Origin of the sequence: Zoogloea sp., from assembly GCF_028693495.1 — a bacterium.
Classification (GTDB): domain Bacteria; phylum Pseudomonadota; class Gammaproteobacteria; order Burkholderiales; family Rhodocyclaceae; genus Zoogloea.
In genome coordinates this window covers 1-14,101 of sequence record NZ_JAQUVG010000091.1, presented here as the reverse complement: position 1 = coordinate 14,101, position 14,101 = coordinate 1, and the positions used below count along the sequence as shown (strand labels likewise).

The window sequence follows — 14,101 nt, the reverse complement described above, 5'->3', positions numbered from 1 at the left end:
TGAAGGGCACCGAGTAGAGCCCGCGCTCGAAGCTCACGTGGCAGTCCCGATGCACCGTCACCTGCTGCCAGCTGCCCAGATCCGGCGGCACCGCCGGCAAGGGCAGAAGCACTGCCCGCTCCACCGCAAAGCTCTCCAGCGGCCTCACCCGCGTCGTGCCGTGAACGCGCTGCCCGGCCACCAGCAAGATCCACGCGCGCATCTGGGCGTTGAGATCCGCCAGATCGCGAAAGCGCCGGGTGGGCAGGAAGTTGCCCTTCACGTACTTCACCCCGGCCTCGACGATGCCCTTCTTCTGCGGGTCGCGCGGCGGGCAGGCATCGATCCGGAAGCCGTAGCCCTCCGCGCATTCGGCGTAGGCCCGCTGCACCTCGGGGTCGCGGGCGCAGGCGCGGGTGATGGCGCACTTGGCGTTGTCGATGATCAGCCGCGCCGGCACCGCGCCGAACCACTCGAAGGCCCGCTGGTGGCAGCCCAGCCAGGTCCGCACGCTCTGGTCCCACACGAACTCCACGTACTGGTGGCGCGAGAAGGCGAGGGTCATCACGAAGGCCCAGGTGCGGCGAAGCTGCCCGGTGGCGGCATCGACCAGCTCGGGGCCGGCGCCGAAGTCCACCTGCGCCGCCTCGCCCGGCTCGAAGGTCAGGCGCACCGTGGTGTCGGGCGGCAGGTCGCGCCCGATGGCGCCGATCAGGCGGCGGACGCTGGAGTAATGGCCGGTGAAGCCGTGCTCGCGCACCAACGCGGCATGAATCGCCACGCCGGAGACGCCCTGGCCGAGCCAGCGCTCGACGAGGGGGCGGTAGGCATTGAGGGCCGACTGGGCCGAGGCCGGCAGGCGCGGGGGCGCTAGCGCAGCGGCGATCTCGGCGTCCGGCGGCAAGGGGCGGCTGGGCTCAAGCCAGCCCTGGGCCTGGGTCAGCGTTCGGAAGCGGGCCGCCTTGGCGCGGCCCATCAAACCGGAGCGGGCAATCTCGCGCTCCGAATCGCCCTGACGCAAACGCATCAGGGCCTAGCGATACTCGTGCATCTCGATGCTCCTGCGGGCCACCGGCTTCTTCCTGCCAAACCCGGCAGGGTAGCGGTGGGCCGCGAAAGGTCGAGACGTCCGTCAGAGTGAGGCTGGCTCTATTACGCCGATCGCGGGGTGGCTCCAATGTGCCGGTCACGCCCTGGCTCCATTGTGCCGATCACCAAGTGGCTCCTATGTGCCGGTCGGTGACAGCCCTGAGCTCCGGCGTGTCCTGCGTCCGAAACAGCGCACCACCGGCGGCAAAAACCTGCAAACCATGCCACTGATCGTCCGGGTAGCGCTCATACCCCCAGCGCCCTGCACAGCGCTCGAAGAGCCACTTCACGGGCGGCTGGCCCAGCCGCTGTCGGGCTTGGGAGAGCGAACTCCTGGCCAGCAGGTCATCACCGGCCAGACCGTCGGCGCAGATGTTGAGGCGTCGGGCGACTTCAATGATCGGCTCGCCGCGAAAGAACGCCATGCTCACCACCAGCCACAGCACCATGTCTGGCGGCAGGCAACGCCGCTTGATGCTCGCTTGCGTCGATAAGGCTGCGGCGGTCTGTATCCAGTCGACAGGAATGTGCTGGGTCAATACGTCCAGCCGGCTCAGGGGCTGCTCGGCGATCGTCAGAACAGCACTCAAATCCTCGATGAGAGACATAAAAAATCCGGAACCTGTTTGAGGTTCCGGATTCTCGGGGAGCCCGCCAAACGGGGCAACTAGTCCTTAAGTGAACAGCATTGCGCAGTGACGCGGGCTTCGGGGGGGGGGTGGATCGTCTCGGACGGTGCCGGAAGTCTCGCTATTTTCCGATGCAGAACCGGGAAAAGATGACACCAAGCAAGTCGTCAGGGGTGAACTCCCCAGTGATGTCGTTGATGGCCTCTTGCCCCAGGCGCAGTTCTTCGGCCATCAATTCCAGGGCGTGCCGAGCTTCCAGGGCGGCCTCGACTCTCTCCAGTGCTTCCCGGAGGGCAATCAGGTGGCGTTCGCGGGCGAGGATGACGTCTTCGCCATGGCGGTGCCAGCCCGCTATCCGTAGAAGTTCAGCCCGCAAAAGCTCGATACCCTGGCCGGCCTTGGCTGATAGGTAGAGACGGATGCCCTCTGGTCCTTCCTTCCTTGCCGGGGCCAGATCCACCAGATCTACCTTGTTGAACACGGTGATCCGCTCGACTCCGACTGGCAGGCGGGTATCAATGGCGGCATCGGCCTCGCAGGTGCCGCCGTTGCGTACGTCCACCAGGCGTACTACGACATCTGCACGTTCGATTTCCTGCCAGGTGCGGGCAATCCCGAGTTTCTCCACTTCGTCGGCTGTTTCCCGCAGGCCTGCGGTGTCGGTGATGTGAAGGGGAATGCCTTCGAGCTGGATGGTTTCCCGCAAGGCATCCCGGGTGGTTCCTGCGATGTCGGTGACGATGGCCCGCTCTTCACCTGCCAGACGGTTGAGCAGGCTGGATTTGCCCACGTTGGGCTGGCCTACCAGCACCACATGCAGACCGTTGCGCAGCAGGCTGCCCTGTCTGGCCCGGTCGAGGATGGCTCGCAGTTCGGCGGCAATGACGGCGATGCGTTCAAAGGCCCGGGCTTCAATCAGAAAGTCCACATCCTCGTCAGGAAAGTCGAGGGTGGCCTCCACCAGCATGCGCAGGTCGATCAGGCGCTCACAGAGGCCATGCACTTCCCGGGAGAAGCTGCCCGTAAGGGAACGCACCGCGGAGCGTGCGGCAGCGGTTGTTGACGCTTCTATGAGGTCGGCAACGCTTTCGGCCTGAGCCAGGTCGAGCTTGCCGTTGAGGAAAGCGCGACGCGTGAATTCGCCGGGTTCGGCAAGGCGGGCGCCCAGCTCCAGGCAGCGGGCCAGGAGCATCTGCATGACCACGGGGCCGCCATGACCCTGCAGTTCGATGACATCTTCGCCGGTAAAGGAGTGAGGTGCAGGAAACCAGAGCAGTAGCCCCTCATCGATCAGGCCACCGTCCGCATCCTTGAAACGGGCAAACTGGGCCAGCCGGGCTTGAGGCTCACGCCCGCTGAGGAGGCCGGCGAGGGAGAACAGGTCCGGCCCGGAGAGCCGGACCACGCCAATGCCACCGCGCCCGGGGGCGGTGGCAATGGCGGCGATGAGGTCACTCGGCGGTTTTGCCACCGGCTTCGATCATGCGGTTGATCTGCCACTGCTGGGCAATGGACAGGGTGTTGTTCACGACCCAGTACAGTACCAGGCCGGCGGGGAACCACAGGAACATGAAGGTGAAGAGGATGGGCATCATCATCATGACCTTGGCCTGGATGGGATCGGGAGGGGCCGGGTTGAGCTTCATCTGGATGAAGCTGGTGGCACCCATGACCAGAGGCAGGATGTAGTAGGGGTCCTGCACGGACAGATCCTGAATCCAGCCCAGCCAGGGGGCTCCGCGCATCTCGACCACGCCCAGCAGCACCCAGTAGAGGGCGATGAACACCGGGATCTGGATCAGGATGGGCAGGCAGCCGCCCAGCGGGTTCACCTTCTCCCGCTTGTAGAGATCCATCATGGCCTGCTGCATCTTCATGCGGTCGTCGCCGTATTGCTCCTTCATGCGCTGAAGGCGCGGGGCCAGGGTCTTCATCTTGGCCATCGACTTGTAGCTGGCGGCGGACAGGGGGAAGAACAGGGCCTTCAGGGCGATAGTGACCAGGATGATGGCCCAGCCCCAGTTTCCGGTGAGCTGATGGAACCACTCGAGGACCCAGAACAGGGGCGCGGCGATCACGGTCAGCCAGCCATAGTCCACGACCAGGTCAAAGCCCTTGGCGAAGGTTTCGAGGCGGCTCTGCTCTTGGGGGCCGGCGTAAAGCGGCACGGAGAGCTTGCCGGTCTGGCCTGGAGCCACCGCAGCGACCGGCAGGATCACACCCGCGGAGTAGAGGTCGGCGCCCACCTGATTGGCGAAGAACTCCCGTTCTCCTTCCGTCGGGGCCCAGCCCGCCACGAAGTAGTGTTGCACCATGGCAGCCCAGCCATCCGCTGACTTGGTGACGAACTTGGCGGATTTCTTGGCGATATCCTCGAAGGAGACCTTCTGATACTTCTCGGCTTCGGTATAGAAGGCCGGGCCGGTAAAGGTCTGAACACCGAAGCCACCGGGTTGTTCGGCCGGCTTGCCGTCACGGGTGAACTGGAAGTAAGCGTGGGGATTGATTGGCGCGGCAGAGTTGTTCGTGATCTCGTAGCTGATTTCCGCATGGTAGCTGTTGCGACGGAAGGTGATCAGCTTGGCGACCTCGACACCGTCGGCCGTGGCGGGGGCGGCGAGACGCAGGGTCACCGTCTCTTCACCGTCCTTGAGGGACAGTTCCTCGGTACTCAGCGTAAAGACGGTTTTGTGGGTGGGCAGGCCGTTGCCGATCAGGCCGGTCTGGGCCGAATAGAGGTGCTTCTGACCGTTGTCGAAGAGCACGTAGTTCTTGCTCTTGTCTTCGCCATCGTGATGCTTGGTGAGTTCCAGCCGGACGATGTCGCCGCCCTGGGCTGACACCTCGGCGATCAGCACGTCTGTGCGGATGGTGGCTTTGGGTGCCTGGGCAGGTGCTGCCGCGGTCTGGCCGGGAACGACCGTGCCGCCTGGAGTGCTGGCGGTCGGTGTTGGGACTCCCGGCGTGGAATGGGCGGCGACAGGGGCAGGTGCCGGGGGCTGGTTGTGCTTCTGCCAGCCGTCCCACAGCATGACCAGGGAGAACGAAAAGACGAGAAGGAGGATCAGGCGACGGTTGTCCATCGGAGTCAGTGTCAGGAAGGGGTTGCGGGCGTGGGGGAAGTCGGGAGCCTTGGGGCGGATCTCAGGGTACGGGATCGTAGCCGCCTGCGCTGAAGGGATGGCAGCGGCACACGCGGCGCGCGGCCAGCCAGCTTCCCTTCAATGCGCCATGGCGCTCGACAACCTCGACGGCGTATTCGGAACAGGAGGGCACGAAGCGGCAATTCCGTCCCAGCATCGGACTGATCGCATAGCGATAGACACGCAGCAGCGCCAGGACGACCATTTTCATGGGGCTGGCCGGGCACTGCGGATGGTTTTCGGGAGGCGCCCGAACACTTCGAGCATGTCTTCGCGCATTGTACGTCTCGTAACGTCGTCGACTTTGGCCGACAATCGTAACACCAGATCATGGGCGGGAAGTTCGGCCCTAAGGTGACGAAACACATCGCGGCCGATGCGCTTGACCAGATTGCGCATCGCTGCACGTTTGGCCAGCTTCTTGGCCACCACGATGCCGAGGCGGGCGGTGCCCGTTTCGCCCGAAGCGTAGTGCAGGGTGAAGTAGCGTCCGCGAATCACCCGCCGGAAAGCAAAAACGGATGAGTACTCATCCGTTTTGTGCAGTCGCAAGGATGGGCCGAAGCCGAATCCTGTTGCGGGTGACGCTTCCTCAGCCAGACAATCCGGGCCGCTGGCAGCGGAAGGGGCTGTCGGGCCCTCGAGCCCCTTAAACGGCGAGACGATGACGGCCCTTGGCGCGACGAGCGGCGATGACCTTGCGGCCGCCACGGGTGGCCATGCGGACCAGGAAGCCGTGGGTGCGCTTGCGACGGACGACGGACGGTTGGTAAGTACGTTTCATTTTTCGTGCCCGAAAAGTTGAGTCAAACGCGTAATTTGATCCGTTAACCCTCTGTTTGTCAAGCAGGTTTGGTTGTTTGACTGGATGTCCGCGGGAATTTCCGGACGCAGAGGAGTCATCCACAGGGGATCGGGGAGGTCGGATGCCGTCAAGCTGGCCTGTGGATAAGTCTGGGTTTAAAGGGTACAATACCCGTTTAGCCGTCTCGTCCCGGAAGGGGCTGGCGCGGTTCCGCCGGCCTGTGGTCGGATTTCCGTCAAGAGCGGGAAATGGCGCGCTCTTCGCCCTCCATACAGACAATATCCGATACATCGTGCCCGAAGCCTCATCGCCCCAATGCGCTGCGTTCTGGACGCATTGCCTCAGCTGCCTTGAGCAGGAACTCCCTGCCCAGCAGTTCAAAACCTGGATCCTTCCCCTCAGGGTTGAGGAGCTTGCCGATGGCGAGGGGGTGGGCCTGCGCCTGGTGGCGCCGTCCAATTTCCATCGCCAGTGGCTGCGCGACCGTTACATGCGGCGCATTGAAGAGCTGGGCGAAGAATACTTTGGCGGTCTTCCGACCATTGAAGTGAGCCTCGCTCCTGCCGGGGGCCTGCGCCGCGCTCCAGCCATGCCCGGCATGCCACCGGCAGCCGGGTCTGCGCCCGCCGCCGTACCCGCACTGGCGCCTCTGTCCGGGTCTGCGTCGGCCGCCTTGCCGACCGCAGCCCCGGCCATGGCTCGTCCTGCCGAGGCGGTCCACAGCGCCGAAACCGCCAGCTACGAAAAATCCCGTCTCAACCCGGACTTCACCTTTGACACCCTGGTCACCGGCCGCGCCAATGATCTGGCCCGGGCTGCCGCACTGCAGGTCGCCCAGAACCCGGGTGTCTCCTACAATCCGCTATTTATCTATGGTGGTGTGGGTCTGGGCAAGACCCACCTGATTCATGCCCTGGGCAATTACGTGGTCAAGGCCGACCCTCGTAAAGTGGTTCGTTACGTGCACGCTGAGGATTATTACGCCGATGTGGTCCGGGCTTACCAGCAGAAGTCCTTCGATGTTTTCAAGCGCTACTACCGCTCGCTGGACGTGCTGATCATCGACGATATCCAGTTCTTCAATAACAAGAACCGGACCCAGGAAGAGTTCTTCCACGCCTTCAACGCCCTCACCGAGGCCAAGAAGCAGATCATCATCACCAGCGACACCTATCCCAAGGACGTCCAGGGGCTCGAAGACCGCCTGATCTCCCGTTTCGACTGGGGGCTTACGGTACAGATCGAACCCCCCGAACTGGAAATGCGGGTGGCCATCCTTAAAAAGAAGGCCGAGGTGGAGCGCATCGAGCTGAACGAGGATGTCGCCTTCCTGATTGCCAAGAACCTCCGTTCCAACGTACGGGAGCTGGAGGGCGCCCTCAAGAAGGTGCTGGCCTTTGCGCGCTTCCATGGCAAGGAGGTCTCGCTGGAAGTGGCCAAGGAGGCCCTCAAGGATCTCCTCAATGCCCACAACCGGCAGCTCACTGCCGAGTTCATCCAGAAGACGGTGGCCGACTACTACAAGATCAAGGTCGCTGACATGCACTCCAAGAAGCGCACCCGGGTCATTGCCCGCCCGCGTCAGGTGGCCATGTTCCTCGCCAAGGACCTCACCCCCATGAGCCTTCCCGCCATCGGCGAGGCTTTCGGGGGGCGCGATCACACCACCGTCCTGCACGCCTGCCGGACCATCGCCGACCTGCGTCTGTCCGACACCCAGCTGAACCACGACCTGCACGTCCTGACCCAGGTCCTGCGCGGCTGATGAACCCTTTTACCTTCAAGATCGACGCCCGGGCGACCCGCCCGGTGCTCTAGGAAACGACACGGAGACCCGAGCTCATGCTGCTCTTTACTGCGCCCCGCGACGCCCTTCTCGCCCCGCTGCAATCGGTGTCCGGCATCGTCGAGAAACGCCACACCCTGCCGATTCTCTCCAACGTGCTGATCGAGAAAAAGGGCGACCTGCTCACCTTGCTCGCCACCGACATCGAGATCCAGATCCGCAACAGCGCCCCCGCCGCGCTGGGGGCCGAAGATGTCGCCATCACCGTCGGCGCCCGCAAGCTGCAGGACATCCTGCGCGCCCTGCCTGACACTGCCGACGTCAGCCTCACCCTCGACGACAAGCGCATCACCCTCAAGGCGGGCAAGAGCCGCTTCCAGTTGCAGACCCTGCCCGCTGCCGACTACCCGCGTCTGGCCCCGCCGGAAGGTGAAGGGGTGCATTTCACCACCACACAAAAAGCCTTCAAGAAGCAGCTTGCCCTGGTCCAGTACGCCATGGCCCAGCAGGACATCCGCTACTACCTCAACGGCCTGCTGCTCGTCGTCTCCGGGGACACCCTGCGGATGGTCGCCACCGACGGCCACCGCCTGGCCTATGCCGCGTCCCCGCTGGTTGGCGACTATGCCCGTAGCGACGTGATCCTGCCGCGCAAGACCGTGGTCGAACTGGCCCGTCAACTGGCCGATTCCGACGACCCCCTCGAGGTCACCCTGGTCGGCAACCAGATCGTGTTCCGCTTTGGCCACATCGAGCTCATCTCCAAGCTCATCGATGGCAAGTTCCCCGACTACGAGCGGGTCATTCCGCAAGGCCACCCCAAGCTGGTCAAGGCCAGCCGCCTGGCCCTGCTCCAGTCCCTGCAGCGGGCCGCGATCCTCACCAACGAGAAATTCCGTGGTGTGCGCCTGATGCTCTCCGAAGGCAGCCTCAAGCTGGTCTCCACCAACGCCGAACAAGAAGAGGCGCTTGAAGAACTCGAAGTCGATTACAGCGGCGACAGCCTGGACATTGGTTTCAACGTTACCTACCTGCTCGACGTGCTGACCAACGTTGCCGCCAACGAGATCGAGATCCGCTTCAACGACGGCAACGCCAGCGCCCTCTTTGGCCTGGCCGACAACGCCGACTTCAAGTACGTCGTGATGCCCATGCGGATCTGATCCGCCGAATCACCGTCCGACTGTGCGCCCCCCCTCGGGGGCGTCCTGCTGCACCCGCTGAACCGAGAACGCCATGTCCGATACGCCGCAACAACCTGCTCCCGCCGACTCCTACGACGAATCCAGCATCCAGCAGCTCGAAGGGCTGGAGGCCGTGCGCAAGCGTCCCGGCATGTACATCGGCGACACCTCCGATGGCACTGGTCTGCACCACATGGTGTTCGAGGTCGTCGATAACGCCATCGACGAGGCGCTCGCCGGTCACTGTGACGACATCGTCATCACCATCCACGCCGACAACTCCATCTCCGTCACCGACAACGGCCGCGGTATCCCGGTCGGCGTCAAGATGGACGACAAGCACGAGCCCAAGCGCTCCGCTGCCGAAATCGTCATGTGCGTGCTCCATGCAGGCGGCAAGTTCAACCAGAACAGCTACAAGGTCTCCGGCGGCCTCCACGGCGTCGGTGTGTCGTGCGTGAACGCCCTCTCCAAGTGGCTGCGCCTCACCGTTGCCCGCGACGGCAAGAAGCACTTCCTGGAATTCAACCGGGGCGTGCCGCAGAACCGCGTCATCGAAGTTGTTGACGGCGTCGAGACCAGCCCCCTCGCTACCATCGGCGACACCACCAAGCGTGGGACCAAGGTGCATTACCTCGCTGACGAAGAGATCTTTGGCACCGTCGAATACCACTACGAAATCCTCGCCAAGCGCCTGCGTGAGCTTTCCTTCCTCAACAACGGCGTCAAGATCCGGCTTTTGGATCAGCGCACCGGCAAGGAAGAGGACTTCGCCTTTGCCGGCGGCGTCTCCGGCTTCGTCAACTACATCAACCGTGCCAAGTCGGTGCTGCACCCCACGATTTTCCATTCCAGCGGCGAATCCATCCAGAACGGCGTCGCCATCACGGTCGAAGTCGCCATGCAGTGGAACGACAGCTACGCCGAACAGGTGCTGTGCTTCACCAACAACATCCCCCAGGCCGACGGCGGCACCCACCTCACCGGCCTGCGCGCAGCGATGACGCGCGTCATCAACAAGTACATCGAAGAGCACGAAATCGCCAAAAAGGCCAAGGTGGATATTTCCGGCGACGACATGCGCGAAGGCCTCGCCTGTGTCCTCTCCGTCAAGATGCCCGACCCCAAGTTCGCCTCCCAGACCAAGATGAAGCTGGTCTCCGGCGAAGCCCGCCCGGCCGTTGAAGAAGTCGTCGCGCAAAAACTCGCCGACTTCCTCCTCGAACGCCCCGCTGATGCCAAGACCATCTGCGGCAAGATCGTCGAAGCCTCCCGCGCCCGCGAAGCGGCCCGTCGTGCCCGCGAAATGACCCGTCGCAAGGGTGTCCTCGACGGTGTCGGCCTGCCCGGCAAGCTCGCCGACTGCCAGGAAAAAGATCCTGCCCTGTGCGAAATCTACATCGTCGAGGGTGACTCCGCCGGCGGCTCCGCCAAGCAGGGCCGCGATCGCAAGTTCCAGGCCATCCTGCCTCTGCGCGGCAAGGTGCTCAACGTCGAGCGTGCCCGCTTCGACAAGCTCATCAGCTCCGAGCAGATCACCACCCTCATCACCGCTCTGGGCACCAGCATCGGCCCTGAAGACTTCAAGCCCGAAAAGCTGCGCTACCACCGCATCATCCTGATGACCGACGCGGACGTGGACGGCGCACACATCCGCACCCTGCTGCTCACCTTCTTCTACCGCCAGATGCGCGAGCTCGTCGAGCGCGGCCACATCTACATCGCCCAACCGCCCCTCTACAAGATCAAGCACGGCAAGAACGAGATCTACATCAAGGACGACACCGAGCTCAACGCCCACCTGCTCAAGCTCGGTCTTGAAGGCGCCGCCCTCACTCCCCGCGAAGGTGCCGAGCCCATCAAGGACGAAGCCCTTGCCGGCCTCGCCCGCACCTACCTGCTGGCCGAAGCCGTCATCCGCCGTCTCGCCGACTGGATCGATTCCGCCGTGCTGCACGCCCTGCTGGTCCATGATCTGCCCCTGTCTCTCGTCGACGAAGCCGCTGCCCGCGATTCCGCCCAGCGCCTCCAGGCCGCCGTGGGCGACATCGTCAGCATTGAGGCCCGCCTCGACGAAACCACCGAAAGCTGGGTGCTCGACATCGCCCGCATGCACCACGGCAACCGCAAGCTCACCCAGATCGACGTGGACTTCCTCCAGTCCGGCGACTGGCGCACCATCCGCAGCGCCACCGAAGCCATCTCCGGCCTCATCGGCGAAGGCGCTGTGATGCGCCGTGGCGAAAAGCAGCAGGCCGTTGCCAGCTTCGCCGATGCCATCCGCTGGATGCTCGCCGACGTGGAGCGCGGCCTCTCCAAGCAGCGCTACAAGGGCCTGGGCGAAATGAATCCCGAGCAGCTCTGGGAAACCACCATGGACCCCGCCGTCCGCCGCCTGCTCCGCGTCCAGATCGACGACGCCATCGCCGCCGACGAGATCTTCACCACCCTCATGGGCGACAACGTCGAGCCCCGCCGCGCCTTCATCGAAGAAAACGCCCTGTATGCGCGGAACCTGGATGTGTGAGGCTGTCGGTTGACAGAGTTAATGAAATTCTTGCCAAGATAGTGAAATATTGGTGACAGAGATAATGAAAAAAGCTCCCGAGGGAGCTTTTTTCATGGGCATGTTGGACTGGAGATGTCTTGACTTCGGCCATAGCTGACTACTGCAGTCATGGATGAGCATGACTGCTACCGCACCTGAAGAGACACCGGCTGTCCGAATCTGGTGCCATGAAGCTTCCTGTTAAACACCTCCACAGTTTGCGTCTCCGCGACACGCCCTCCTAACTCGATCGGCATAATACACAATGCCTTGATGATGTGAAAAATGGGCTCATAAGCCAAGGCTAGAACTGGCCATCTTCCAGGGGAGGAATAATGTTTGACGAGCGGGCCGTACAGACGGCTAAATTCTGGGAGAAATTGCGCACGCTGCGTGCGCCCTCCGGGCTGAGGGAGGACGAGTTCGAGCGGTTCGCGCTGATAGTGATTGGTCTCGCCTGCGTGGCGCGGTCGCCGGGGCCTTGGCACAGCGAGATGACCGACAGGGCGAGGGAGACTTTTATGATCCTGACGACTGTAGGCCCATACCAGGACGAGAATCGTTTTCGTCAAGCATGGGTTGGCGCGTGCGATGCACTGGCCAGAATCTCCCGGATCACCGGCAAAGCCGATGTCCCGCGCGAGGTTGGATCCTTTCAAGCATTCGAAAGCATCGTCAGGATGCTCGAGCACTTTGAGGGGGCCTGGGCCTCGCAGAGAGAGTTCCTGCTGGACTGTTTCGACGAGGTATTTCATCGAGTCGTCAGTCGCCTGACAGTGACCGGGTACCGCAGTGGCGACACTGCAGCGGCTTTGGCGGCTCACCTCTCGGCACGCGTCGACCGTATCTCTGAGTATTTCGCAACAACGGGCGAATTCGCCGTGTTGCGGAGTAGTTTCTTTAATGTGGAGACATCCGCGCGCATAGGGGTGATTGACCGCTTGAACTTTTTCATCGGTCTTCGGCTTGGCCTTCACGGTATTGATGCAGAGGAGCTGCCATCGCGCGAAGACGATCTTGCGTCCTTCTTCGGCCGTCGCTTTTTGCTGGTTGATCATCCGCGCCGAGACTCCACCGGGCGGCGTCTGCATTCACAACGATGGGCCGACCACCAAACCTCGCTCGAGGCCTTAGACCACTTGCTGGAGAATCAGTCCGATCTCGGAGTGAGTTTGATCATCGTTCCTGGTGCTGATCGATCGGCCGGGGGATGGCGAAACAATCTGCGAGAGCATCTCGTGCGCAGCGATCGGCTGCTCGCGGTGATTGACCTTCCCCAGGATCGCCGACATGGATCGCGTAAGCAGGTGTCGGCTTGGCTCCTCGGGGAAGGGGGGCTGTCAGGCAACCAAGTGCTGATGGTGGACGCGAATGGCCTTGCCCGCAGAGGCGAATTTCGCGAGACCGGCATCCTGATGGCGTTCGTGGCTGCGATTGTGTCGCTTGGCGCCCTGGAGGGGGGGCACTCCTCGAGCCTCCCAAGGCGGCACCAATTCAGATCGGACGACTTAGAAGCAATGCTGGAGGCTTACTTCAAGGACGGGTATCGGGACGTGGAAGGCGTCTGCCGGCGCGTTCATGTTAGAGAACTCACAGAGAAGTCCTACAGGCTCGTTGCGTCCGTCTATATGGAAAGCGCGGACAAGGAGGCGAAGCGCAAGACGTTCATTCCGTTGCTCAACAGCGCCCCCGTTTTGGAGGCACTGCGGCAAGGACGTGACCACGGCACGCGCATCTACGTCATTGGCAACAATGGCGAAGGCAAGAGCATTCTGCTCGGTGATCTGGCGGATCGTTTGGTGAAGGAAGGCCGGCGCGTCGTCGGCATCTCTTTCGGACTGACGGACAGGTTTCCGTTCGAGCGGCCCAAGCATGATGGACAACAGTTCATCTATATCGGGGCCCGCACCTCGGAACGCGGCATTGCGCTTGGCCGCACTTCGGCGGACGTCAATCGCATGGTGCGCGAGATCCACGTGAGCGCCGAGCGGCTCAAGGTCTTTGACGCGGTCGTGAGGCACCTCGGCTTCGGCGAGCGTCGGTACCTGGTGCCATTTGACCTGAATAAATCTTTCGATGACGACCGAGAGCGTTACGCCGAACTGCAGCAGCTCACGGAAAGTGCCGATGAGAACGCGCGCATCCTGCAGCGCGCGGGCGCGAACAGGTACGAGCTGGGTCTCATGCGACAGGAGTCCCAGCGTTCGATAACGAGATTCGGCGAGTTGAGTTCGGGGGAGCAGCAACTGCTGACCCTGGCCCTTAAGCTTACGGCCTACGCCGGCGACAGTACCGTGATCCTGGTAGACGAGCCGGAGTTGAGCCTTCACGTGAGCTGGCAGCGCGCTATTCCGGCGATGTTCGAGATCGTCGGCTCCCGCATGGGCTGTTCAATGGTCGTGGCGACACACTCTCCCGTCATCGTCGCCAGCGCGACCCATAGTGACGATCAATGTTTCGTCGCCCGCAGGCATGGACTGTCTGAACTTGGCATTCGTCAGCGTCGATCGGTCGAGACGGCCTTGTTCGATGGATTCCGGACCTACACGGCGAACAACCGGCAAGTGCACGAGCGCTGCGCCGTGATGGTGTCGCAAACCATTCAGCGTTTCAATGCCCGGTCGCCCGTACAGAATGAGAGTCGTCCTACCTTGGAGTCGCTGTATGAAGAACTGGAGTTGATGGACCAGGTCATTCGGATGGCTGGTTCGGCGCCGTTGTCGCATGCGCGGGAAGACTTGGAGTTGGTCGCTCGCACCCGTTCGGCCATCGATGAACTCGCGTCGATTGAGCGAGGAAACGCCACATGAGTGTAACCGCTCACTGAGCGGCGTTCTTCCCCCGCCCTGGCTCACGCGGAAGAATCCTCCTTCTGTTCAATCAGGAGGAACGCGAAGTGAGCAGCGCGACGACAAGCAACAACAAGCGGCAGCGGCGT

10 protein-coding genes and 1 pseudogene are annotated in these 14,101 nt (G+C 62.7%); 4 read left to right on the top strand and 7 right to left on the bottom strand.

Annotated elements, in window-relative coordinates:
* The 7 genes and pseudogenes from istA to rpmH all read right to left on the bottom strand — a co-directional run.
* Positions 1-1,006: IS21 family transposase (istA, locus tag PHD22_RS13575; RefSeq protein WP_299867843.1), on the bottom strand; the 1,006-nt coding region annotated here is incomplete at its 3' end.
* Positions 1,007-1,223: 217 nt separating this feature from the next.
* Positions 1,224-1,676: pseudogene (locus PHD22_RS13570) on the bottom strand (transposase domain-containing protein); the annotation flags it as partial.
* Between the two features lie 142 nt (positions 1,677-1,818).
* Positions 1,819-3,168 carry a tRNA uridine-5-carboxymethylaminomethyl(34) synthesis GTPase MnmE gene (gene mnmE, locus PHD22_RS13565; protein ID WP_299867839.1) on the bottom strand — a complete coding sequence of 450 codons (1,350 nt, stop codon included), beginning with the start codon at positions 3,166-3,168 and terminating at the stop codon, positions 1,819-1,821.
* Positions 3,149-4,780 (bottom strand): membrane protein insertase YidC, encoded by a 1,632-nt coding sequence (gene yidC / locus PHD22_RS13560; protein WP_299867836.1) that lies wholly within the window; start codon positions 4,778-4,780, stop codon positions 3,149-3,151. Before yidC ends, mnmE begins: the two co-directional genes overlap by 20 nt.
* A gap of 61 nt (positions 4,781-4,841) precedes the next feature.
* The gene (yidD, locus tag PHD22_RS13555) at positions 4,842-5,051 is read right to left on the bottom strand and encodes a membrane protein insertion efficiency factor YidD (protein WP_299867833.1); all 210 of its coding nucleotides are present in this window, start codon (positions 5,049-5,051) and stop codon (positions 4,842-4,844) included.
* On the bottom strand, positions 5,048-5,392 hold the full coding sequence (gene rnpA, locus PHD22_RS13550) for a ribonuclease P protein component (RefSeq protein ID WP_299867830.1): 345 nt from the start codon (positions 5,390-5,392) through the stop codon (positions 5,048-5,050). Before rnpA ends, yidD begins: the two co-directional genes overlap by 4 nt.
* Positions 5,393-5,489: 97 nt before the next feature.
* Positions 5,490-5,624 carry a 50S ribosomal protein L34 gene (rpmH, locus tag PHD22_RS13545; RefSeq protein ID WP_079434516.1) on the bottom strand — a complete coding sequence of 45 codons (135 nt, stop codon included), beginning with the start codon at positions 5,622-5,624 and terminating at the stop codon, positions 5,490-5,492.
* Positions 5,625-5,937: 313 nt separating this feature from the next.
* Between rpmH and dnaA the strand changes: the two genes are divergently transcribed.
* The 4 genes from dnaA to PHD22_RS13525 all read left to right on the top strand — a co-directional run bounded on the left by dnaA (position 5,938) and on the right by PHD22_RS13525 (position 13,973).
* Positions 5,938-7,410: a chromosomal replication initiator protein DnaA gene (gene dnaA / locus PHD22_RS13540; RefSeq protein ID WP_299867825.1), complete on the top strand. Its 1,473-nt coding sequence runs from the start codon at positions 5,938-5,940 to the stop codon at positions 7,408-7,410.
* 77 nt (positions 7,411-7,487) lie between these two features.
* On the top strand, positions 7,488-8,594 hold the full coding sequence (gene dnaN, locus PHD22_RS13535; RefSeq protein WP_299867823.1) for a DNA polymerase III subunit beta: 1,107 nt from the start codon (positions 7,488-7,490) through the stop codon (positions 8,592-8,594).
* 73 nt (positions 8,595-8,667) lie between these two features.
* Positions 8,668-11,142, top strand: coding sequence for a DNA topoisomerase (ATP-hydrolyzing) subunit B (gyrB, locus tag PHD22_RS13530; protein WP_299867820.1), 2,475 nt, complete (start codon positions 8,668-8,670; stop codon positions 11,140-11,142).
* A gap of 356 nt (positions 11,143-11,498) precedes the next feature.
* Positions 11,499-13,973, top strand: a complete 2,475-nt coding sequence (locus tag PHD22_RS13525) for an AAA family ATPase (RefSeq protein ID WP_299867817.1) — start codon at positions 11,499-11,501, stop codon at positions 13,971-13,973.
* Positions 13,974-14,101: the final 128 nt, after the last annotated feature.